The sequence below is a fragment of the Krasilnikovia sp. MM14-A1004 genome (genome assembly GCF_047159485.1).
Classification (GTDB): domain Bacteria; phylum Actinomycetota; class Actinomycetes; order Mycobacteriales; family Micromonosporaceae; genus Actinoplanes.
This window is the reverse complement of sequence record NZ_AP038773.1, coordinates 3318805-3339797: the sequence shown is the minus strand read 5'-3', so window position 1 is coordinate 3339797 and position 20993 is coordinate 3318805. Positions and strand designations below refer to the sequence as shown.

Genomic DNA, 20993 nt, shown 5'->3' with positions numbered 1-20993 from the left:
CGAAGGAGAAACCCCCGATGAACGCTGTGACGATGCGGCTGCGGCAGCTCACCAAACCGGGCGTGACCGCACGCCTGGCCGTCATGATCCTGCTCGCGCTGACAAGCATCGTGGCCGTGGTGATCTCGTCGCTCGTCACGACCCGCGAAAGCCTCATGGCCGAGCGCAAACTGCAGACCCGGCATGTCGTCGAGGCCGTCAGCGGCGTCGTCGACGGCTACCTCGCCAAGGAGGCCGCGGGTGAGCTGACCCGCGAGCAGGCCCAGCGCCAGGCCATCGCCGCGGTGCGGAACCTGCGCTACGCCGGTGACAACTACATCTGGATCAACGACATGACCCCGCGCATGGTCATGCACCCGGTGAAGCCCGAACTCAACGGTCAGGACCTGACCGGCAACACCGACCCGACCGGCAAGCACCTGTTCGTCGAGATGGTGAACGTCGTCAAGGCCCACGGCGCGGGCACGGTCGAGTACTACTGGCCCAAGCCCGGCAAGAAGGACCCGCAGCCGAAGGTGTCCTATGTGCAGGGCATCCCCAACTGGGGTTGGATCATCGGCTCCGGCGTGTACGTCGACGACGTGAACGCGGAGGCCGCCGCCCAGGCCCGCACCACCGGCATCGTCGGCGCGATCGGGCTGCTGCTGCTGGCGGTCACGGCGTGGCGCATCGTGCGCCGCATCTCCTCGGCGATCGGCCGGATCCGCAGCACCCTGGAGCGGGTCGCCGCCGGTGACCTCACCGCCCGCATCGACCTCGACGGCACCGACGACCTGGCCCGCATGGCCGCGGCCGTGGACACGGCCGTGGCCAACAACCGCGCCGCCATCGAACAGCTGCACGACGCCGCCGAGGCGGTCGCCGCGAGCAGCGCGCAGCTGCAGGCGGCCAGCGTCGAGATCAGCACGGTCACCGCGGACACCGCCCGGCAGGCCGCGCGGATGAACGCCACGGCGGAGGGCGTCGCCGTCCAGGTCGGCACGATGGCCAGCGGCGCGGAGGAGATGCATGCGTCCATCGCGGAGATCGCCGGCAGCGCCGCCGACGCCGCCCGGGTCACCGCCGACGCCGTCACCGCCGCGGACTCGGCCAGCGCCACGGTCACCCGGCTCGGTGCCTCCAGCGCCGAGATCAGCGACGTGATCGCGCTGATCGACTCCATCGCCAAGCAGACCAACCTGCTGGCCCTCAACGCCACCATCGAGGCGGCCCGCGCCGGTGAGCAGGGCAAGGGCTTCGCGGTGGTGGCGACCGAGGTGAAGACACTGGCGAACGCGACAGCGGAGGCCACCGCGGAGGTCGCCGCGAAGATCACCGCCATCCAGGAGGACACCGGTTCGGCGGTCGAGGCGATCGGCGGGATCACGTCGGTCATCGACAAGATCAGCGAGTACCAGATCACCATCGCCGCCGCGGTCGAACAGCAGGAGACCACCACGAACCTGCTGTCCAGCGGAACCGCCAGCACCAGCGGCCAGGTGTCCGACATGAACGCGGTGATCGGCGACGTGGCCGGCGCGGCGGGCGCCGCGGCCGCGCACGCCCAGCAGGTCAGCGTCGCGGCGGCGGAACTGGCCGAACTGGCCGGTTCCATCCGTACGCTGACCACGAGGTTCACGGTCTGAGGCCGGCTGACGGGCAGGTGACCGGGACGCGAACAGATGTGTTGTCGCTGATCGTTCCGCTGCCCGTCACGGTGCCGTGGCCCGGCCGATCCGGCCCGGCGTTCACCTGTGTCCATGCGCATCGTGCTGGTCACGGAGTCGTTCCCGCCCGACGTCAACGGCGTCGCCCACTCGGTCGTCCGCACCGCCGAGCATCTCGTCCGCACCGGCCATGAACCGCTGGTGATCGCCCCCGCGGCGCCCGCCGCGGCGCGGCGGTCGACGGACGAGTGGCCCTACCCGGTGGTCCGCATCCCGTCCGTGCCGATGCCCGGCTATCCCCAGGTCCGGCTGGGCCTGCCCAGCCGCGCGCTGACCACCGCGATCCGCGGGCACGGTGCCGATCTGCTGCACCTGGCCAGCCCGTTCGTGCTCGGCAGGTGGGCGCAGAACACGGCCCGGGCGCTGCGGCTGCCGTCGGTTGCGGTCTACCAGACCGACGTCGCCGCGTACGCGCGGGCGTACCGGGTGGGCATGACCGAGCGGGCCGCGTGGCGGTGGATCCGCTCTGTGCACAACGCCGCCTCGCGCACCCTGGCGCCGTCCACGGAGTCGGTGGGCGCGCTGCAGGCGCACGGCGTACAGCGGGTGCATCTGTGGCGCCGTGGCGTCGACGGCGTGCGGTTCCACCCGGGGCGGCGCAGCGCCGGGATCCGGCGGGCACTCGCCCCGGACGGAGCGGTGCTGGTGGGTTTCGTCGGACGGCTGGCGGTGGAGAAGGAGGTGGACCTGCTGGCCGGTGTCGCCCGGCTGCCGGGCGTACGGCTGGTCGTGGTGGGTGACGGCCCGGCCGCCGGCCCGGTGCAGCGCGCGCTGCCGGGTGCGGTATTCCTGGGCGCCCGGCACGGCACCCAGCTGGCCCGGATCTACGCCAGCCTCGACGTGTTCGCGCACACCGGCCCGTACGAGACGTTCGGGCAGGCGGTGCAGGAGGCGATGGCCAGCGGGCTGCCGGTGGTGGCCCCGGCGGCGGGCGGCCCCCTCGACCTGGTCGCGCACGGCCGCACCGGCTACCTGGTCCCGCCGCATCGCGAGCAGGGCTTCACCGACGCCGTCGCGGAGCTGGCCGGCGACCCGGCGCTGCGGCGGGCCTTCGGCGCGGCCGGGCGCGCCGCCGTGCGGGAGCGCACCTGGGCCGCCGTCGGCGACGAACTGCTCGGGCACTACGCGGCGGCGCGGGAGGTGGAGACCGGCGGGGGCGGCCTTGCGGTCGCGGTGTGAGGATCGTCCGGCTGGCCAACTTCGTGCACCCCGGGTCGGGCGGGCTGCGCACGGCGCTGCGGGAGCTGGGCCGCGGGTACGTCCGGGCCGGGCACGAGCCGGTGCTGGTGGTGCCGGGCGAACGGCCCCGCGACGACGCGACCGCCCACGGCCGGGTCATCACGGTGCCCGGTCCCGTGGTGCCGGGCCTGGGCGGCTACCGGGTGCTGCTGGACCGGGCCGCGGTCAAGGGCGTGCTGGGCCGTCTGGGGCCGGACCGCGTCGAGGTGCACGACCGTTCGACGCTGCGCTGGGTCGGCCCGTGGGCGCGGCGGGCCGGCGTACCGTCCATGATGGTCTCGCACGAGAGCCTGGACGGGCTGCTGCGGCTGTTCGGGCCCGGCGGCGGTGTCGCCCGCGCCGCGGCGGACGCGCTGAACGCCCGTACCCTGGCCGCCTTCGACCGGGTGGTGTGCACCACCGGGTGGGCGGCGGCCGAGTTCCAGCGCATCGGTGGGCGTCCGGTCCGGGCGCCCCTGGGCGTCGACCTCGACCGGTTCTCGCCGACGCGGTACGACCCGGAGGTCCGCGCCCGGTACGCGGCCCCCGGCGAGGTGCTGTTGCTGCACTGCGGACGGCTGTCGGCGGAGAAGCGGCCCCGGCGTTCGCTGGCCGCGCTGGCCGGGCTGCGCGCGGCCGGGGTGCCCGCCGTCCTGGTGGTCGCGGGCACCGGCCCCCTGGACGCGGACCTGCGCGCCGCGGCCGCCGAACAGCGCCTGCCCGTGCACTTCGTCGGGCACCTGCGCGAACGCGACCCGCTGGCGGCGTTGCTGGCCAGCGCGGACGTCGTGCTGGCGCCCGGACCGGTGGAGACGTTCGGGCTGGCCGCGCTCGAGGCACTGGCCAGCGGCACCCCGGTAGTGGTCAGCTCCCGCAGTGCCCTGCCCGAGGTGGTCGGCGCGGCCGGGGTGGCGGCCCCGGGCGACGGCCCGGGATACGCGACAGCGGTGCGGCGGCTGCTGTCCCGCCCGGTCGCGCAGCGCCGGGCCGCCGCCCGGGCCCGCGCCGAGTCGTTCCCGTGGTCCCGGGCGGTGGACGCCTTCCTCGCCGCGCACGAGGGGTCACCGGTGTGCTCGCCGCGGGCCACCGGCACCCATCACCCCCCGGCACGTGCCGCGGGGTGATAGGTGCCCGTGGCGATGGCCGCCAGCCGGGGCAGCAGCCACGGCGCGATGATGCTCTGCACCGCGTACGGCGTGTAGTGCAGGCCGTCGCTGCGCACCCGCATCCCGCCGATGTCCCGGGTGAACCTGCCGTCGGGGCAGACCAGGGGCGCGAGATCCAGGACGGTGACCGTGCCGGGGTGCCGCGCGGCCTCCGCGCCGAGCAGCCGGTTCCAGGCATCCACCCGCTGCGGCTGGTCCTCCGGGTACAGGCCCCCGTCCGGCCGCTCGGCCCGATGGGTGTACGCCGCGGTCAGCAGCACGACGGCCGCGCCGCGCGACGCCGCGATCGCCACGGCCGCGTCCAGCTGCGCCGTCAGGTACGTGTCGTACGCGGGCTCACCGACGTGCTGGTAGCGCCCCTGGTACCGGCGGTCCATCAGCTCCCAGCGGTTGAGCTCGACGACCGCGACGTCGGGGTTGTCGGTGTCCACGCCGTGCCGCCAGCGTCTGCGCCAGGACGTGCAGCCGGGATAGTTCGTGTGCCCGGTGCCGAGCATGCGGATGTCGGGCAGCGTCGCGATCCCGCACCCCTGGATGGCGCGCACGCTGGTCCACATGCCGGGGTGCCGGGGCAGGTAGGTGCCGATCACCCAGGCCACCGAGTCGCCGAAGAAGGTCACCCGCGGCTGGCGGCCCGCCGCTTGCGGCCGCCCCGGCCGGTTGATCGGGGCTCGTGCCCGCGGCGTGCCGGACGGCGCGGTGATGACGACGGGGGCGGCGGCCGCCGGCGGGCGGGTCGCCGGGACGGTCTCGACGCCGATCATGATGATCACCACCCCCAGCGTGGCGGTGGCGACCGCTACCGGGATGCCGTGCGGCAGCAGCCGGGCCAGCGCGCCACGCCGGATCGGCTGTTCGATCAGGTGGTAGCTGAGGACCGCGAGCCCGAGGGTGCCCGCCAGCCGTACGACCAGCAGCGGCCAGCGTGACAGGCCCGTGGCGTCCGCGGTGACGTACGTGAACAGCGGCCAGTGCCAGAGGTAGACGCCGTACGAGATCCGGCCCAGCCGGACCAGCGGCGCCAGCCCGAGGAACCGGGCCACGGCCGAGCCGGGACTTGTCACGGCGTGGGCGATGACCACGGCCGTGGCCAGCGCGGCGACCGTGAGGCCACCGTGGTACAGCCGGGCCGCCTGATCCCCGGCGGTGTGCCACAGCCACGCCGTGACCGCTGTGGCCAGCAACGCCGCCGGGCCCAGCACCGTGCGCCGGGCGGCAGCGGCGAACCCGCGTGGCGGCGCGCCCGGGCCGGACCCGCGCCGTGGTGCGCCCCGGCCGACTGCGCGTCCTCCCGCCAGCAACGCGGCCAGGGCCGCACCGACGAGCAGCGCCTGCGCGCGGGTGTCGGTGCCGTAGTACGCCCGGCTCATGGCGTCCGGCTGGAACATCTCGCCGCAGGCGAACTGCGAGGCGGCGACGCCCAGCAGGCAGCACGCCAGCAGCAGGGCTCGGGCGTGGCGGGCCGCCAGCCCGGTCACCAGGGCCGTGACCAGCAACGGCCACAGCAGATAGAACTGTTCCTCGATGCCGAGCGACCAGGTGTGCTGCAGCGGTGACGGCGCGGCGGTCACGGCGACGTAGCCGGTGCCGCGGAAGATCATCCGCCAGTTGGCGACGTAGCCCAGGGCGGCGTAGGCGTCGCCGCGCAGCAGCCGCAGCGCACCGTCGTCCAGCAGGAGATGCCCGGCCACGATCGTGGCGATCAGCATGGCCAGCAGGGCGGGCAGCAGGCGCCGGGCCCGGTGGACCCAGAACCGGCCGAGCGCGATCCGACCGGTACGGGCCCGCTCGTTCAGCAGCAGCGACGTGATGAGGAAACCGGACAGGACGAAGAACGTGTCGACGCCGAGGAACCCGCCCCGGAGCCCGGCGACCCCGGCATGGAACAGCACCACCGCGGCCACCGCCAGCGCGCGGATGCCGTCGAGCGCGCGGCAGTAGCCGAGCGGCGGCGTGCCGCCCGGCACGGCGGGCGACGCGACCGTCCGGTCGGGATCGACGTGCCCTACGGCCACCCGGGACTCCTGACGATCGGCCGGTAGTCCTCCGGCAACCACCCACGGTGTACGTCAGCGTGGCCCACCCACGGTTGCCGCGCGGTGGTTGTGGTGGGTGATTACCCCGATCGGCTCAGAGCAGGCCTCCCATGGCCGGGTCGGTGATGCTGTCCCGGCCGTTCTCCAGGTGACCGGCGTAGCGCTGGGTCAGCCCGCCCGCCGCGGTGACCTCCAGGTCGTACCAGCCGCGGGTGCGCGCCACCGTCCACTGCCGGGTGGCCGTCGCGCCGCCGTCCACGGTGACGGTGGTGCGGCCGCTGCGGTACGCGTCGCGCACGCTCAGCCGCAGCGGGTGGGCGCCGGGGTTGCGGAACCGCAGCGCGACCCGGTCGGCGTCCGCGTCGCAGTCCATGGTGATCTCCACGGCCGCGCCGGCCGGCCCGCTCCGGAAGCTGCGGAAGAACCCGTTCGGCCCGTGCACGGACACGTCGTATCCGGCGGCCGCCGGCCAGGTCCCGGCCAGTTCCGCATCCGGCTGCACGGTGTACGAGCGCGGCGCATGCGCGGGATCGGCGCAGCGGGCGTGGAGCACCGCGGCCGCGGCACCGGTGTTGCGCATGGTCACCGTCAGCACGCGGCCGTCGGTGACCGCGTCGGCGTGCAGCGCGTACGGCAGCGCCCGCGCCGGGCGCACCCCCGGCTCCTGCTCGGGCAGCCGCTGCGCGGTCGGGGGCACGGGCACCTGGTCGGGTTGCCGGACGAGGTCGGCCGGCTTGAAGTCGCCCGTGTCCGGCAGCGGGTAGGGGCGGTGCCGGTTCGGCGTACGGAAGTCGAAGGCGCCGGTGAGGTCCCCGGTCACGGCCCGTCGCCACGGCGTGATGTTGGACTCGACCAGGTCGGGGCGGCCCCCGGCGAACCGGGCCTCCAGGAACCGGATCAGCGACGTGTGGTCGAACACCTGTGAGTTGACCCAGCCGCCCCGGCTCCACGGCGATACCACGATCATCGGCACCCGCATCCCGAGCCCGTACGGCCCGGCCGGATGCCCGGCGTCACCGGGGAAGATCTCGTGGGTGACCGGGACGGTCGAGGCGCCCTCGGCGGGTGATCCCGGCGGCGTCGGCGGCACCAGGTGATCGAAGAACCCGCCCTCCTCGTCGTACGTGATGAACAGGGCCATCCGGCTGAACACCTCGGGGTGGTCGGCGAGGATGTCGACGACCCGGGAGACGTACCAGGAGCCGAAGTCGGGCTCCCAGTTCGGGTGTTCGGAGTACGCCTCCGGCGCAACGATCCACGACACGGCGGGCAGCCGCCCCTGCGCCACGTCGTCGCGGAAGTCGCTGAGCAGCGCCGCCGGGTCGCGGCCCAGTGCCTTGATGTTCGTCCCGGTCCTGGCCCGGTCCGCCAGCGGGGTCCCCGCAGCGGCGTTCTGGTACTGGTGGAAGTAGAGCAGGGAGTTGTCGCCGTAATTGCCGATGAACGGGTCCGGGGTCCAGCCCCACGAGCCCGCGGCGGTCAGGCCGTCGCCGACGTCCTGGTAGACCCTCCAGGAGATCCCGGCCCGCTCCAGCCGTTCCGGGTAGGTCGACCAGTCGTAGCCCGCCTCGGCGTTGGTGATGACCGGTCCGCCACCGGCGCCGTCGTTGCCCACCCAGCCGGTCCACATGTGGTAACGGTTCGGGTCGGTGGGGCCCAGCAGCGAGCAGTGGTAGTTGTCGCAGACCGTGAACGCGTCCGCCAGGGCGTACTGATAGGGCAGGTCCGCCCGGGTGTGGTGGGTCATCGTGGTGACGCCCTTGCTCGGCACCCACCGGTCGTGCCGGCCACCGTGCCAGGCGGCGTGCCCGTCGGTCCAGCCGTGCGGCGGATCGGGCAGGTAGGTCTGGCCCAGGTCGGGCACGTCGGGCCGGAACGGCAGCAGTTCACCGCCGTCGCCGGTCGGCTGGTGCCAGACCGGCTTGCCGGACGGCAGCCGCACCGGGTGCGGGTCGGCGAAGCCGCGGACCCCGCGCAGCGTGCCGAAGTAGTGGTCGAAGGACCGGTTCTCCTGCATGAGAATGATGACGTGCTCGACGTCCTCGATCGTGCCGGTGCGCTGGTGCGCGGGGATGGCCAGGGCCTTGCTGAGGTCCGGCGCCAGCGCGGCGGCGCCGGCCAGCTTCAGGAACGTACGGCGGTCGACGGCGCCCATGGCGGTCCTCCGGTTCACGGCGTCGGGAGCGGGGGATCGAAAGGTATCGACGGAACGTGGCCGCGCAATGGCGCAGAGGCGATGCGGAAGCGACGGCGGGGCGACCACGGCAGCCCCCGCCCGGGTGGTGCGCCGACGTTCGGGCGGGTGAAGACGGACAACGGGCGGGCCGGGCCGGTTACCCTGATGCGCATGTGCCGCAGGGGTCGCTGATGAGCGGTGAGGCGCTCGGCGGGGAGCCGCCGGCGGACGTCGTGGCGCTGCTGGAGGCTGATCCGCACGGGTGCGCGCTCGCCACGGCGGTGCGCGACGCCCACGGCGGCATCGTCGACTTCACCCTCACCTACCTCAACGAGGCCGGTTGCCGGTTCCTGGACCGGCCCCGCGACGAGCTGATCGGCCGGACCTACCGCCAGCTGTGGCCGGAGACGGTCACCGACGGCACGCTGCAGCTGTACCGGCAGGTGGTGCAGGAGCGGGTGCCGGCGGTCCGGACGGTGTACTACGACCGGTCGAGCCTGGCGGGTCACTTCGAGGTCCGGCTCGTGCCGTTCGGGGACGGCTTCATCGCCCGGTTCGTCGACCTGAGCAAGTTGACCATGGGGTCACAGACCGAGGGCGGAGCCCGGCTGTACGACGCGCTGGACGCGGCGTTCGACGGGTTCACTCTGCTGCGCGCCGTGCACGACGAGTCCGGCGCGATCATCGACTTCGTCTGCGACTACACCAACCAGATCGGCGCCAAGCTCGCCGGGCACACCGTCGAGGAACTCATCGGGCACCGGATCGTCGCGCAGTCCTCCAGCCCGGAGGAGGGGCAGCTGTTCCCGTACCTGCGGGGGGTCGCCGAGACCGGCGAGATGTGGCACCAGCAGCTCAGCTCGCCGAGCGCGGCGCAGGTCTGGGAGCTCAAGGCGGTCCGGGTCGGCGCCGGGATCGTCGCGGTGTCGTACCGCGACGTCACCGAGTCGGTCGACTACCAGCGGCAGCTCGAACGCAGCGCCGCCCAGGCCCGCGCCGCGGCGTACTGGACCGGCGCGTTGCAGGCGGTCACGGCCGCGCTGGTCGCCGCGAGCACCGCCGAGGAGGTGTACGTGGCGATGGGCACCGTCCTGCGCCCCTCCGCCCGCGGGCACGGACTGGCCGTGCTGTTGATCGAGCACGGCGGCCTGGTCCTGCGCTACAGCGCCGGGTACGAGGAGCACGTCGTGGATCAGCTCCGCGAGCTGCCGATGACCCATCCGTACCCGGCGGCCGGGGTCGCCGCGACCGGGCGGCCGCGCTACCTGTGCTCCCCGGAGGAGTTCGCCGCGGCCCAGCCCGACCCGGCCCACGCCGTCTCCGGCGGCGGCCGGTCCGCGTGGGCGTTCTTGCCGCTGACCACCGCGGGGCAGGTCCTCGGCACGCTGGTGATCGGCTACCAGGAGCCACGCCAGTTCGACGACGACGAACGCGACAACCTGGTCGCGTTCAGCCGCCTGGCCGCTCAGGCGCTGCAGCGCGCCCTGCTGTACGAGTCCCAGCTGTCGATCGCCGCGGACCTGCAACGGGCCCTGCTGCCCGGCACCCTGCCGATCCTCGACGGCGCCCGCCACGCGGTGCGCTACCTGCCCTGGACCCGCGGCGCCGACGTGGGCGGCGACTGGTACGACGTCATCCAGATCGACGCCGACCGGGCCGCGGTCGTCATCGGTGACGTCGCGGGGCACAGTTCCCAGGCCGCGGCGACGATGGGGCAGCTGCGCAGCGCGCTGCGGGCGTACGCGGCCGACGGGTACGGCCCGGCCGACGTCATGCGCCGGGCGAACGAGCTGCTGCTGCGCTACGAACCGCACGCCATGGCGTCGTGCTGTTACCTCGAGGTCCATCTGCGCGACCACACCGCCTCGGCGGTGCTGGCGGGCCATCCGCCGCCGGTCCGCTGGTCCGGGGGACTGGCCGAACCGCTGCCGCTGACACCGGGACCACCGCTGGGGATCCGGCATGCGGAGTACGCCGACGTCACGCTGCCACTGCCCGCCGGGTCCAGTCTCGTGCTCTACACCGACGGGCTGATCGAGGACCGCCGCTACACCGTCGACCGGGGCCTGGCCGAGTTGTGCGCCGCGGTCTCGTCCGCCCCGACGCACGAACCCCGCGGCCTGCTCGACCACATCATCCGCGCCAACGTCGGCCCGCATCCGCGCACCGACGACGTGGCCATCCTCGTGGTCACCGTCGACCCGTACCACGGTGGTTGACGGGGCCGCCCGGGCGGTGCCGGCCCGGACGGCCCCGGACCCCTGCTAGCGGGTCAGAATGGTGCTCAGTACGTCGTGCACGTGCGTGTTCGGGTGCTTGCCGGAGAACCGGTCGGCCAGCGGCCCGTACGCGGTGACCGGCACGTCCACGCCGGTGTGCCCGCTGGTCGTCCAGTCCATGGTGAACTTCAGCGGGCTGCCCTTGATGGCGAACGGCCCGTCCTCGGCGGAGATGCCGTCGCCCGACTCGTCGGTGGTGCCGGTGTCCTCGACGGTCAGGCCGCCGCACTCGTGGTCGCCGGTCACCACGACCAGGGTGTCGGGGTGGGTGGCGGCGTAGTTGCGGGCCACCGCGACCGCCTTGTCCAGCTCGCCCATGGCCTGCAGCACGCGGGTGCCGTTGTTCTCGTGGGCGAACTCGTCGACGCCCTCCTCCTCGACGAACAGGAAGAAGCCCTGCCGGTCGGTGGCGAGGGTCTCCAGCGCCTTGCTGGTCATCGTGGCGAGGCTGGCGGGCGGGTTGTAGACGTCGCCCTTGCCCTCCTCGCGCTGCTGGAACAGCTCCTCGTTGGCGAACAGCCCGAGCAGCTTCCCGCCCTTCTTCGCCCTGGCGAGCTGGTCGGCTGTGGACACGTACTGGTAGCCCTTGCGGCGGGCCTCGGCGATGAGGTCGCCCTTGGTGCCCTTGCTGGCCTCGGTCGTGTCCTCGGCGGGGTGGTCCGGGTACGCGCCCGGCTTGTCCGCGGGCAGCCACCAGTCCTCGCCGCCGCCCAGGATGACGTCGGGCTTGCTGACCTCGATGTACTGCCGGGCGATCTCGTCCTGCGCCGAGCGGTTGGCGGTGTTGGCGAAGAAGGCGGCCGGGCTGGCGTCTGTCACCTGGGCGGTGGTGACCAGGCCGGTGGCCTTTCCGGCGGCCTTGGCCTGCGCCCCGAGCGTCGGCAGCGGGTTGCCGTCGACGTCCACGCTGATCGCGCCGTTGTACGTCTTCTCGCCGGTGGCCCAGGCGGTGGCCGCGGCCGCCGAGTCGGTGATCGGCGACTTCGGGTCGTGCGGGCTCGTCGTGAGCTGCCCGGAGAACGGCAGCTTGTCCATGGTGAGCTGACCGTCGAGCCCGGCGTAGTACAGGCGGGCGGCCTCGCGGTGGGCGGCGGCCATCCCGTCACCGTTGATGAAGATGACGTTGCGGGCCTTGGCGGGCCGCTTCGCGGCGATGCCGGCGTCGGCGGCGGTCAGCGGGTTGACGAGCGTCATCCCGGCAGCGGCGACGGCTCCGGCGAGCACCGGCGCGGCGAGCCACCGGGCGGGGCGGGCAAACACGTGCGTTCCTCCAGCTTGGTTGTTGTCTCGCGGAACACCCAACCGCAAGTCGGCGCCCAGCAGGTTGATCTCGGGTGAACGTCGTTCGACGGTGAAAGGATCTTCAGCCCGATCGCGCTGGTCCGCCGGGGTCCGAGTTCTTGATCATGGGCGTAACCAAATGGTTGCACTGCGGAATTGCGCGGCTGTCGACCGGCCGCTGTCCACGTCGTATCGTGAGTCCGTGTTGAATGCGCGGTGACGAAGGGCAATCCGATGCGTGTCCCCGAGCTCGACGTCGAGACGGGTCCCGACGGCAGCCTGATCGTCCGGCCCCACGGCGTCCTGGGACCGGACCGTGCCGTCGAGCTGCGCCAGCTGCTGGTGCATTCCGTCCGCAAGATCCGTCCGCTGCGCCTGGTGCTGGACCTGGCCGACGTGTCGGCACTGGACCCGATCAACCTCGGCACGTTGTCCGCGGTCTGCGGCCTCGGCGACGACCACCAGGTGGTGGTGTTCCTCGATCGCGCCTCGCCGGGGGTGGCCGCCGACCTCGCCGCCGCCGGGGTTCCGCAGCAGCGGCTGCGTGCGGTGCGCTCCACCACTTTGGTGTCCGGGGAAACATTCACCGAAATGTGAGACCCGTCTCAAGCTGCCTTCACCGGTTGCCGATCGCTTGTGGCACATGACCGGGTGGTCCGGTCGTCCGTCACGGGGGGCACGGAGATGGCAGGTCTGGCTGGGTTCATCGGCAACCGCAAGGTGTCGACCAAGATCCTCACGGTCGCCGCGGTGGCGATCGCCGGCACGGTGGTCACCGGAGCGGTGAGCCTCGCCGGGATCGGCGGCCTGCAGAGCACCCGCACCGAGGAGCTCGACCGGGCCGTGCCGTACATCAACGACCTGAACTCCGCCGGGATCGCCGCCAAGGCGGCCGCCAATGACGAGCGTGGGTACCTGATCGCGGGCGACCCGAAGTTCCGCGACGAGGCGCTCGGTCGCCAGAAGACGGTCAAGGAGAACCTCGCCGACGCGCGTGCTCGGGGCGCCGCCGGCGAGAAGGCCACCATCGACGACATCCAGCAGTCGATCGACACGTGGTTCACGGCGCTGCAGGCCGAGTTCACCACGTACGAGAGTGACCACGACGCCGCGGTGAAGGCCGCTTTCGGCCCCAACCGGGACCTGCGCAAGGCGTACGAGACGAAGCTGGCGGCCGAGATCACCCGGGCCAACTCCGCGCTGGTCGCGGGCAAGGACTTCGACGCCACCGTACGGGCGACCCGGTGGTCGATCGGCGTGGTCTTCGCGATCGCGGTGGCCCTGGCGATCCTGCTGGCGCTCTACATCGCCCGGCTGATCGTCGCGCCGCTGGGCCGGGTCTCGCGGGTGTTGCAGGCGGTGGCCGACGGTGACCTGTCCCACGACCCGGACGTCGACCAGACCGACGAGCTGGGCAGGATGGCCGACATGCTGCGGCAGGCGATCGGCACCCTGCGCGAGACGGTCTCGGAGCTGTCCGAGCACTCCACCACGCTCGGCGGAGCCGCCCAGAACCTGTCGGACACCAGCAAGCACTGCGTGACCGATGCGCAGGAGGGCGCCCGGCAGTCCGCCGCGGTGGCCGATTCGGCGGCGACGATGTCGTCCAACATCCACACGGTGGCGGCCGGGGCCGAGGAGATGGGTGCGTCGATCCGGGAGATCGGGCAGAGCGCCACCCATGCCGCGGGTGTCGCCACGCGTGCGGTCGAGGTCACGGCCGACACCTCGACGGTGATGGCCCGGCTGGGTGAGTCCTCCGCCGAGATCGGCAACGTGGTCAACGTGATCACGTCGATCGCCGAGCAGACGAACCTGCTGGCCCTGAACGCGACGATCGAGGCGGCGCGGGCCGGTGACGCGGGCAAGGGCTTCGCGGTGGTGGCCGGCGAGGTGAAGGACCTCGCGCAGGAGACCGCGCGGGCGACCCAGGACATCGGTCAGCGGGTCGCGGCGATCCAGGAGGACACCGCGGGTGCGGTGGCCGCGATCGCGGAGATCTCCGAGATCATCGGACGGATCAGCGAGTTCCAGACCACGATCGCGTCGGCGGTCGAGGAGCAGACCGTGACCACCAACGAGATGAGCCGCAACGTCGCCGAGGCCGCCTCCGCGGGCGGCTCTGTCGCCCAGACCATCGACGACGTGGCCGGGGCCGTGGAGCGGATCAACTCCCGGGTCGGCGGCGCCAGCCAGGCGGCGGGTCAGCTCGCCACGATGTCGGGTGACCTGCGTCGCATCGTGGAGCGCTTCAAACTCTGACCTTTTGTCCCCCGGCGTTCCCGAGCAGCGCTCCCGCACGTACGGGCGGGCTCAGTGAACGCCGGGTGAATTCCTTCCGCACCCCGCAGGGATGGTCAGACCGCTGCGCCGCTTGCCGATCGCTGTGGTGCGAGACCGGGACCGTCCGGTCGTCGGTCACGGGGGAGCACGGGTTCATGGCAGGTCTGGCAGGGTGGGTCGGCAACCTGAAGGTGTCGACGAAGATTCTCACGGTCGCCGGGGTGGCGATCACCGGGACGGTGATCACCGGCGTGATCAGCCTCGCGGGCATCAGCGGCCTGCAGAGCACCCGGGCTGAGGAGCTCAGCCGTGCCGTGCCGTACATCAACAACCTGAACAGCGCCGCGCTGGCGGCCAAGGCGGCGGCCAACGACGAGCGCGGATACCTCATCGGCGGGGACACGAAGTTCCGCGACGAGGCACTCGGCCGCCAGAAGACCATCAAGGAGGCTCTCGCCGGGGCGCGCGCCCTGGCGCAGGGGCCCGAGCGGGCCACCATCGACAAGATCCAGAAGTCCACCGACTCGTGGTTCGTGGCGACGCAGGCCGAGTTCACGATCTATCCCAGCGATCACGCTTCCGCGCTGACCGCGTCGTTCGGCCCCAACCGGGACCTGCGCAAGGCGTACGAGGGCATGTTCTCGGACGAGATCGTTCGGGCCAACAAGGCCCTGGTCGCGGGCAAGGACTTCGACGCCACCGTGACCGCGATCCGGACGTGGATCGCGGTGGTCTTCGCGGTCGCGGTCGTGCTGGCCGTGCTGCTGGCGCTCTACATCGCCCGGCTGATCGTCGCGCCGCTGGGCCGCGTGTCCCGGGTGCTGGAGGCCGTGGCCGACGGTGACCTGTCCCACGACCCGGACGTCGACCAGACCGACGAGCTGGGCAAGATGGCCGGGATGCTGCGCCGGGCGATCGGCACGCTGCGCGAGACCGTCACGGAGCTGTCCGAACACTCCACCAACCTCGGTGGGGCGGCGGACGGGCTGGCGGAGGGTAGCCGGCAGAGCGTCGCCGACGCGGAGAACGGCTCCCGGCAGTCCGCCGCGGTGGCCGATTCGGCGGCGACGATGTCGTCCAACATCCACACGGTGGCGGCCGGGGCCGAGGAGATGGGTGCGTCGATCCGGGAGATCGGGCAGAGCGCCGTCCATGCCGCGGGTGTGGCGTCGCGTGCGGTGGAGGTCACGGCGGACACCTCGACGGTGATGGCCCGGCTCGGTGAGTCGTCGACGGAGATCGGCAACGTCGTCAAGGTGATCACGTCGATCGCGGAGCAGACGAACCTGCTGGCCCTGAACGCGACGATCGAGGCGGCGCGGGCCGGCGACGCGGGCAAGGGCTTCGCGGTGGTGGCCGGCGAGGTGAAGGACCTCGCCCAGGAGACCGCGCGGGCCACTGAGGACATCGGTCTGCGAGTGGCGGCGATCCAGGAGGACACCGCGGGTGCGGTGGCCGCGATCGCGGAGATCTCCGAGATCATCGGTCGGATCAGCGAGTTCCAGACCACGATCGCGTCGGCGGTCGAGGAGCAGACCGTGACCACCAACGAGATGACCCGCAACGTCAGCGAGGCCGCCTCCGCCGGCGGTACGGTCGCCGAGACGATCGACGACGTGGCCGCCTCGATGCGGCGGATCAGCAGCGGGCTGGGCGAGGCGGACCTGGCCGCGGCGCAGCTCGCCACGATGTCCGCGGACCTGCGCCGCATCGTGGACCGTTTCCATCTCTGAGGCGGCGAGAACGACAGAGACCGCGGGCCGGCCCTGAACCTCAGGGCCGGCCCGCGGCCTTCACCTCCACCGGGATGCCGTTGAGCACGCTGTTGCCCGACAGCGGGTCGATCGCGAACTCGTCCGTGAGCACGTTGCTGTTCACCCCCGGATGCGCGGCGGCGACCGCCATCCGGGTGCCCGGCAGGTCGTGACCCCACCCGTGCGGCAGGCTCACCACGCCCGGCATCACCCGGTCGGTGACCTCCACGGGCGCCGACACGGTGCCGGCCCGCGACACGACCCGGGCGTCGTCGCCGTCGGCCAGTGCCAGCCGGGCCGCGTCGTCCGGGTGCATCTGCAGCGTGCACCGGTCGCGTCCCTTCACCAGCGCCGGCACGTTGTGCATCCAGCTGTTGTTCGAGCGCAGATGGCGGCGGCCGATGAGGACCAGGTCGTCGCGCTGGCGGTCGAGGGCGCCGCGCAGCCGTTCGACGTCCGCCGCGATCGGCGCCGGGCACAGCTCGACCGTGCCGCTGGGGGTCTGCAGGACCTCGGGGATGCGCGGGCGAAGCGGGCCCAGGTCCACCCCGTGCGGGTGGTCCTTCAGCCGGGCCAGGGACAGCCCGTCGGGCCGGGCGCCGAAGCCGTCACCGTACGCGCCGGTGCGCAGCGCCACGTCCAGCAGGCGCTCCGCGGGATGCTCACCGTCCACCATGGCCCGCAGGTCGTCGACCGTACGCCCGGCGTTCGGCGCGGCCACACGCTGCAGCGCCTGCTCCAGCATCCGCTCGTGCAGCACCGCCGGGTCGGCGGCAGCGCCCTGGCCGGTGACCAGCAGGGTGAGCCGCGCGAGGATGTCGCATTCGTCCATCCCCGCGCCGTCCGCGGGCAGCACCGGCGGGGAGTACGCCGCGAAGTTGCGCACCGCCAGCGCCAGGAACGAGAAGTCGTAATGTCCCTTGCGGGCGGCGTCGGTGGGCGGCAGCACCACGTCGGCGTGCCGGGTGGTCTCGTTCAGGTACGGGTCGACGCTGACCATGAAGTCCAGCCCCGCCAGTGCCCGATCCAGCCGCCCGGAGTTCGGAGTGGACAGCACCGGGTTGCCGGCCACGGTGACGAACGCCCTGACCTGCCCGTCGCCCGGCGTCTCGATCTCGTCCGCGAGCGTGGCGACCGGGAACTCGCCCTTGACCTCCGGAAGCCCACGGACCCGGCTGTGCCAGCGGCCCACCGTGAACCCCTTGCCGCCGGAACGCGTCTGCGGCCGCAGGTGCGCGGCCAGCGGGAACATCACCCCGCCGGGCCGGTCGAGGTTGCCGGTGAGCACGTTGACGACGTCGACGAGCCAGCTGGTCAGCGTGCCGAACTCGACCGTGCAGGTGCCGATGCGCCCGTACACGGCGGCGGTGGGTGCGGCCGCCAGCTCGCGGGCCAGTTCGCGGATGCGCGGCGCGGGCACCCCGCACACCTCGGCCACCCGGTCCGGGGTGAACGGCCGGGCCAGCTCACCGACCTCGGTGAGGCCGGTGACGTGTCCGGCGAGCCCGCCCAGGTCCACCAGGTGCTCGGTGACCAGCGTGTGCACGATGCCGAACAGCAGGTATGCGTCGGTGCCCGGCCGGATCGCGACGTACTCGTCGGCGTGCTCGGCGGTGCGGGTCCGGCGCGGGTCGACAACGATGAACCGGCCGCCGCGGGCCTGCAGCGCCTTGAGCCGGCCGGGGAAGTCGGCCGCGGTGGCCAGGCTGCCGTTGGACTCCCACGGGTTCGCGCCCAGCACGAGCAGCAGATCCGTACGGTCCACGTCGGGCACCGGGATGGCCAGGGGGCTGCCGTACAGGTAGCCGCAGGACACGTGCTTGGGCATCTGGTCGACGGTGCTGGCGGAGAAGATGTTGCGGCTGCCCAGGGCGCGCAGCAGGGGGGAGAGGTAGAGCCCGCCCGCCATGGTGTGCACGTTCGGGTTGCCCAGGTACACGGCGACGGCCGGGGGGCCGTACTGCTGCAGGATCGGACCGAGGCCCGCCTCGATCGCGCGGAACGCCTCGTCCCAGCCGACCTCCTCGTGGGAGTCGCCGCGGCGTACCAGGGGGCGGCGCAGCCGGTCCGGGTCGGCCGACAGCTGGCCGAAGGTGGCGCCCTTGGGGCAGACGAAGCCGTGGCTGAAGACGTGCGCGGAGTCGCCGCGGGACGCGACGATCCGGTCGTCGGCGACGGTGAGTTCCAGACCGCAGGCCGCCTCACACAGCGGGCAGGTCCGGTACGCCGTACGGGTCTCGCCGGGCATGGTGTCACCAGCCTTCCGGGCCGCCGCGCCGCGGCCCACGCCTTGTTACCCGCGGGTATCGTGCCACGCCCCGGGCGGGGGTGTCACCAGGCGGGCGGCGTGGATCACCCGGGGCGGCCGCGCAGCGCCTGCCGTCCCCACCGGTCGACGCAGTAGCTCAGCGCGTCGTCGAGGGCCAGTTCCCTGGTCGAGTTGCCGACCCGCACGTACAGGGCGACCGGCTGGCTCTTGCCGGCCCGCAGGAACACCGGGTGGGCGGCGGGCGGGGCGGTGACGACGCAGACGTCGTGCCCGTCCACCGCGGTGAAGCTGACCTGGACGGTGGCGCAGGCGGGGGCGCCGATGCAGGCGACGAGCATGTCGCGCAGCCACAGCTCGAAGTGGTCCCGGGTCGGGCCCTTGATCAGGGGATAGTCGTCCTCGATGCCGGTGATCGCGCCGTCGTCGGCGACGCCGATCAGCAGGATGCCGCCCTCGGCGTTGAGGAAACCGGCCAGCGACTTGGCGATGACCTGCTCGACGCGTTCGTCGCGCTGCCGGCTGTGCCGGTTGTAGCGGGCCGACGACTTGAACTCGACGTGGTGCGACTCGCCGCCCGCGACGAGCTCGGGCACGGTGCCACGGGGCAGCCGCCGCCGGGACTGCCAGCGGTCCATCCCCAGCAGCGCGGCCACGGTGACGGCGACGGCGACCGCCCCGGCGACCACCGGCAGCTGCCGGCCCGCGCTGCGCCCGATACCGCCCACGACGCTGCCGCAGGCCGCGCCGAGCAGCCCGGCGACCACGGCATCGGACCAGGAGAGACGGATCCGATTGCGGAGCAGGAGGCGTCCCAGGCCACCGAGACCCAGCCCCAGGCCGATCGCGACGAGAATCGCCCACGTCTGGTACGCCATGCTCCCCTGACCTCACGACTCCGGCAGTGAGCATCCTGTCACGCTGCGGCGTGCGGGCGTGGCGGCTCGCCGTACCGCCCGGCCGGGGTCGGGCACAATCGCGGGGTGACACGAACCCACGGTGACGCCGAGGCGCCGCAGCAGACGTCCTCGCTCGACCACTTCACCAACCTGTACCTGGCCAAGGACGACCCGTGGGACACCGCGACCAAATGGCACGACCAGCGCAAGTACGCGGTCACCGTGGCGAGCCTGCCGCGCGAGCGGTACCGCCGCTGCTACGAGCCCGGCTGCTCGATCGGCCTGCTGACCCGGCTGCTGGCACCGCGCTGCGACGAGATCCTCGCCGTCGACTGTGTCACCGCCGCGGTCGGCCGGGCCGCCGACGAGGTCCGCGAGTTCCCGCACGTGCGAGTCGCGGAGGCGATGCTGCCCGCCGACCTGCCGGACGGCACGTTCGACCTGATCGTCGTCGGCGACCTGCTCTACTACCTGTCCGCCGAGGATCTGCGGGCGCTGCTCGACGGGCTGTTCGACCGGCTGGAGCCGGGCGGTGACCTGGTGGCGGTCCACTTCCGCGACCGGCAGGGTGGCAACTACGACGGGTTCAACGTGCACGAGGCCCTGACCCGGCCGGGCCTGCGCAGGCTCGTCCACCACGAGGACGAGTGGTTCCTGCTGGACGTGCTGCGCCGCGACGGGTGACGATCAGGCCAGCGGGAACGCGCTGACCTGCTCGTACCAGGGTTGCGGGCCGAGGTGGCTGCGCATCAGCGCCATGCGCTCGACCGGCCACTGCGGCCCGCGGTATCCGGCCAGGTCCTCCCGGTCCGCCGCCACCTCGGCGGCCGCCAGCTTGTCGCCCGGACGGGCCACGGTCAGGTGCGGATTGAACGGCCTGTCGTCGTACGGCAGCCGGTCGCGTTTGAACTCGCGCCGCACCTGCTTCGACAGCCGTTGCACCGCGTCCCGGTCGCCGTCCACCCCCACCCACAGCACCGTGAACCTGCCGCGGCCGAACCGTCCACCACCGGCCAGGCACAGCTGCGGCGCCCCCGACCCGGCCGCCCGCCAGCCGTCCGCCGCCCGCTGCAGCGCCTCGGACGCCGCCGGGGCGCGCTCGTCGGCCACCTCGCCCAGGAACGCCAGCGTGACGTGCCAGGTCTCGCGGCGGGCCAGCCGGGTGTTGATCCCGCGCTGCGCCGCCGCGGTGACCCGCAGCCCGTCGAGGCGCCGCGCCAGGTCGTCGCACACCCCCGGCGGCGGGTATGCCGCCACGAACAACCTCATGGCAGCACAGTACGGGTCAGCCCGCGTGCCGCAGCGGTCCCTGTGCCCAGCGCGTCACCTCGGACCGGCTGCGCAGCCGGACGACGGGCAGCCCCGGCCGTTCCCGCCGCAGGTCGGCGATCCGGATGGCCAGCTTGTGATGGCTGTTCCACGCCCACCGGACGATGTGCTCCGGGTCGGTGAGGATCGTCCACAGCGGCGGCTCGATGTTGCCGTTCCACAGCACCTCGCGGCGCAGCCGCCGGGTCACGGTGCGCCGGACGACCTGGCGCATCACCCTGGCGCGTCGCAGGTCGAGCCAGATCAGCAGGTCGGCGCGCTCGGCCAGGTGCCCGCGGACGGCGCCGTACTGCCATTCGGTCACCCAGCCCGGCTGCGCGCTGAACCGGTGCACGTCGGCCTCGAAGTCGGGGCGCGGGGTCCAGTCCGGGCCGTGGTACAGCGCGTCGAGTTCGACGTACGGCACCGCGAGGGCGTCGGCGACGTGCCGCGCCAGCGTCGACTTGCCCGCTCCGGAGGTGCCCGCGACCAGCACGCGCCGGGGTCGGTGGGGTAGCGGGTCGGCGGGTCCCAGCATGGGCATCCGGTCGACGGTAGCAACCGCACCCGTGCGCGGGTCGCACCATGGGGTGAGTTCGGCGGTTTCGGTCGCCGCGACCG

General features: G+C 73.0%; 15 protein-coding genes. 8 read left to right on the top strand and 7 right to left on the bottom strand.

All coding sequences use genetic code 11. The features are described 5' to 3' along the window. Positions 1–17: 17 nt before the first annotated feature. From ACMCNN_RS15045 to ACMCNN_RS15035, 3 genes are all read left to right on the top strand, one after another. A complete protein-coding gene (locus ACMCNN_RS15045) occupies positions 18–1625 on the top strand; it encodes a cache domain-containing protein (protein WP_412746824.1) in 1608 nt (535 codons plus the stop codon). A 114-nt stretch (positions 1626–1739) separates the two neighbouring features. Next, positions 1740–2885, top strand: coding sequence for a glycosyltransferase family 4 protein (locus tag ACMCNN_RS15040; protein ID WP_412746823.1), 1146 nt, complete (start codon positions 1740–1742; stop codon positions 2883–2885). After that, the gene (locus tag ACMCNN_RS15035; RefSeq protein ID WP_412746822.1) at positions 2882–4048 is read left to right on the top strand and encodes a glycosyltransferase; all 1167 of its coding nucleotides are present in this window, start codon (positions 2882–2884) and stop codon (positions 4046–4048) included. Before ACMCNN_RS15040 ends, ACMCNN_RS15035 begins: the two co-directional genes overlap by 4 nt. Here the strand turns inward: ACMCNN_RS15035 and ACMCNN_RS15030 are convergent. Both ACMCNN_RS15030 and ACMCNN_RS15025 read right to left on the bottom strand, forming a co-directional pair. After that, entirely contained in the window at positions 4021–6105 is a 2085-nt protein-coding gene (locus tag ACMCNN_RS15030; RefSeq protein WP_412746821.1) for an acyltransferase family protein, read from the bottom strand. The two genes, ACMCNN_RS15035 and ACMCNN_RS15030, sit on opposite strands and share 28 nt — an antisense overlap. A 115-nt stretch (positions 6106–6220) precedes the next feature. Beyond that, on the bottom strand, positions 6221–8281 hold the full coding sequence (locus tag ACMCNN_RS15025; protein WP_412746820.1) for a phosphocholine-specific phospholipase C: 2061 nt from the start codon (positions 8279–8281) through the stop codon (positions 6221–6223). Between the two features lie 212 nt (positions 8282–8493). Between ACMCNN_RS15025 and ACMCNN_RS15020 the strand changes: the two genes are divergently transcribed. Further along, positions 8494–10521, top strand: coding sequence for a SpoIIE family protein phosphatase (locus ACMCNN_RS15020; protein ID WP_412746819.1), 2028 nt, complete (start codon positions 8494–8496; stop codon positions 10519–10521). Positions 10522–10566: 45 nt separating this feature from the next. Here the strand turns inward: ACMCNN_RS15020 and ACMCNN_RS15015 are convergent, their stop codons facing one another. Continuing rightward, positions 10567–11841 (bottom strand): alkaline phosphatase, encoded by a 1275-nt coding sequence (locus ACMCNN_RS15015; RefSeq protein ID WP_412746818.1) that lies wholly within the window; start codon positions 11839–11841, stop codon positions 10567–10569. Positions 11842–12096: 255 nt separating this feature from the next. Here ACMCNN_RS15015 and ACMCNN_RS15010 point away from each other — a divergent pair, with 255 nt between their 5' ends. The 3 genes from ACMCNN_RS15010 to ACMCNN_RS15000 all read left to right on the top strand — a co-directional run bounded on the left by ACMCNN_RS15010 (position 12097) and on the right by ACMCNN_RS15000 (position 15878). Then, positions 12097–12459, top strand: coding sequence for a hypothetical protein (locus tag ACMCNN_RS15010; protein WP_412746817.1), 363 nt, complete (start codon positions 12097–12099; stop codon positions 12457–12459). An 87-nt stretch (positions 12460–12546) separates the two neighbouring features. Beyond that, entirely contained in the window at positions 12547–14124 is a 1578-nt protein-coding gene (locus ACMCNN_RS15005; RefSeq protein ID WP_412746816.1) for a methyl-accepting chemotaxis protein, read from the top strand. Between the two features lie 176 nt (positions 14125–14300). Then, positions 14301–15878, top strand: a complete 1578-nt coding sequence (locus ACMCNN_RS15000) for a methyl-accepting chemotaxis protein (RefSeq protein WP_412746815.1) — start codon at positions 14301–14303, stop codon at positions 15876–15878. 40 nt (positions 15879–15918) lie between these two features. Here ACMCNN_RS15000 and ACMCNN_RS14995 read toward each other — a convergent pair whose 3' ends face one another. Then, entirely contained in the window at positions 15919–18147 is a 2229-nt protein-coding gene (locus tag ACMCNN_RS14995) for a molybdopterin oxidoreductase family protein (RefSeq protein ID WP_412746814.1), read from the bottom strand. A 104-nt stretch (positions 18148–18251) separates the two neighbouring features. Continuing rightward, positions 18252–19043 (bottom strand): helix-turn-helix domain-containing protein, encoded by a 792-nt coding sequence (locus tag ACMCNN_RS14990; RefSeq protein ID WP_412746813.1) that lies wholly within the window; start codon positions 19041–19043, stop codon positions 18252–18254. A 105-nt stretch (positions 19044–19148) separates the two neighbouring features. Between ACMCNN_RS14990 and ACMCNN_RS14985 the strand changes: the two genes are divergently transcribed. After that, complete coding sequence (locus ACMCNN_RS14985; RefSeq protein ID WP_412746812.1) at positions 19149–19748, top strand: class I SAM-dependent DNA methyltransferase; 600 nt, start codon at positions 19149–19151, stop codon at positions 19746–19748. Positions 19749–19751: 3 nt separating this feature from the next. Here ACMCNN_RS14985 and thpR read toward each other — a convergent pair whose 3' ends face one another. Beyond that, entirely contained in the window at positions 19752–20333 is a 582-nt protein-coding gene (gene thpR, locus ACMCNN_RS14980) for an RNA 2',3'-cyclic phosphodiesterase (protein WP_412746811.1), read from the bottom strand. A gap of 16 nt (positions 20334–20349) precedes the next feature. Next, positions 20350–20916, bottom strand: a complete 567-nt coding sequence (locus ACMCNN_RS14975) for an AAA family ATPase (protein WP_412746810.1) — start codon at positions 20914–20916, stop codon at positions 20350–20352. Between the last annotated feature and the right edge of the window lie 77 nt (positions 20917–20993).

Bases quoted from the DNA above. Each gene is read 5' to 3' on its own strand.
- ACMCNN_RS15045 (WP_412746824.1), top strand. From the start codon at position 18: ATGAACGCTGTGACGATGCGGCTGCGGCAGCTCACCAAACCGGGCGTG.
- ACMCNN_RS15040 (WP_412746823.1), top strand. From the start codon at position 1,740: ATGCGCATCGTGCTGGTCACGGAGTCGTTCCCGCCCGACGTCAACGGC.
- ACMCNN_RS15025 (WP_412746820.1), bottom strand. From the start codon at position 8,281: ATGGGCGCCGTCGACCGCCGTACGTTCCTGAAGCTGGCCGGCGCCGCC.
- ACMCNN_RS15020 (WP_412746819.1), top strand. From the start codon at position 8,494: ATGAGCGGTGAGGCGCTCGGCGGGGAGCCGCCGGCGGACGTCGTGGCG.
- ACMCNN_RS15010 (WP_412746817.1), top strand. From the start codon at position 12,097: ATGCGTGTCCCCGAGCTCGACGTCGAGACGGGTCCCGACGGCAGCCTG.
- ACMCNN_RS15005 (WP_412746816.1), top strand. From the start codon at position 12,547: ATGGCAGGTCTGGCTGGGTTCATCGGCAACCGCAAGGTGTCGACCAAG.
- ACMCNN_RS15000 (WP_412746815.1), top strand. From the start codon at position 14,301: ATGGCAGGTCTGGCAGGGTGGGTCGGCAACCTGAAGGTGTCGACGAAG.
- ACMCNN_RS14995 (WP_412746814.1), bottom strand. From the start codon at position 18,147: ATGCCCGGCGAGACCCGTACGGCGTACCGGACCTGCCCGCTGTGTGAG.
- ACMCNN_RS14990 (WP_412746813.1), bottom strand. From the start codon at position 19,043: ATGGCGTACCAGACGTGGGCGATTCTCGTCGCGATCGGCCTGGGGCTG.
- thpR (WP_412746811.1), bottom strand. From the start codon at position 20,333: ATGAGGTTGTTCGTGGCGGCATACCCGCCGCCGGGGGTGTGCGACGAC.
- ACMCNN_RS14975 (WP_412746810.1), bottom strand. From the start codon at position 20,916: ATGCCCATGCTGGGACCCGCCGACCCGCTACCCCACCGACCCCGGCGC.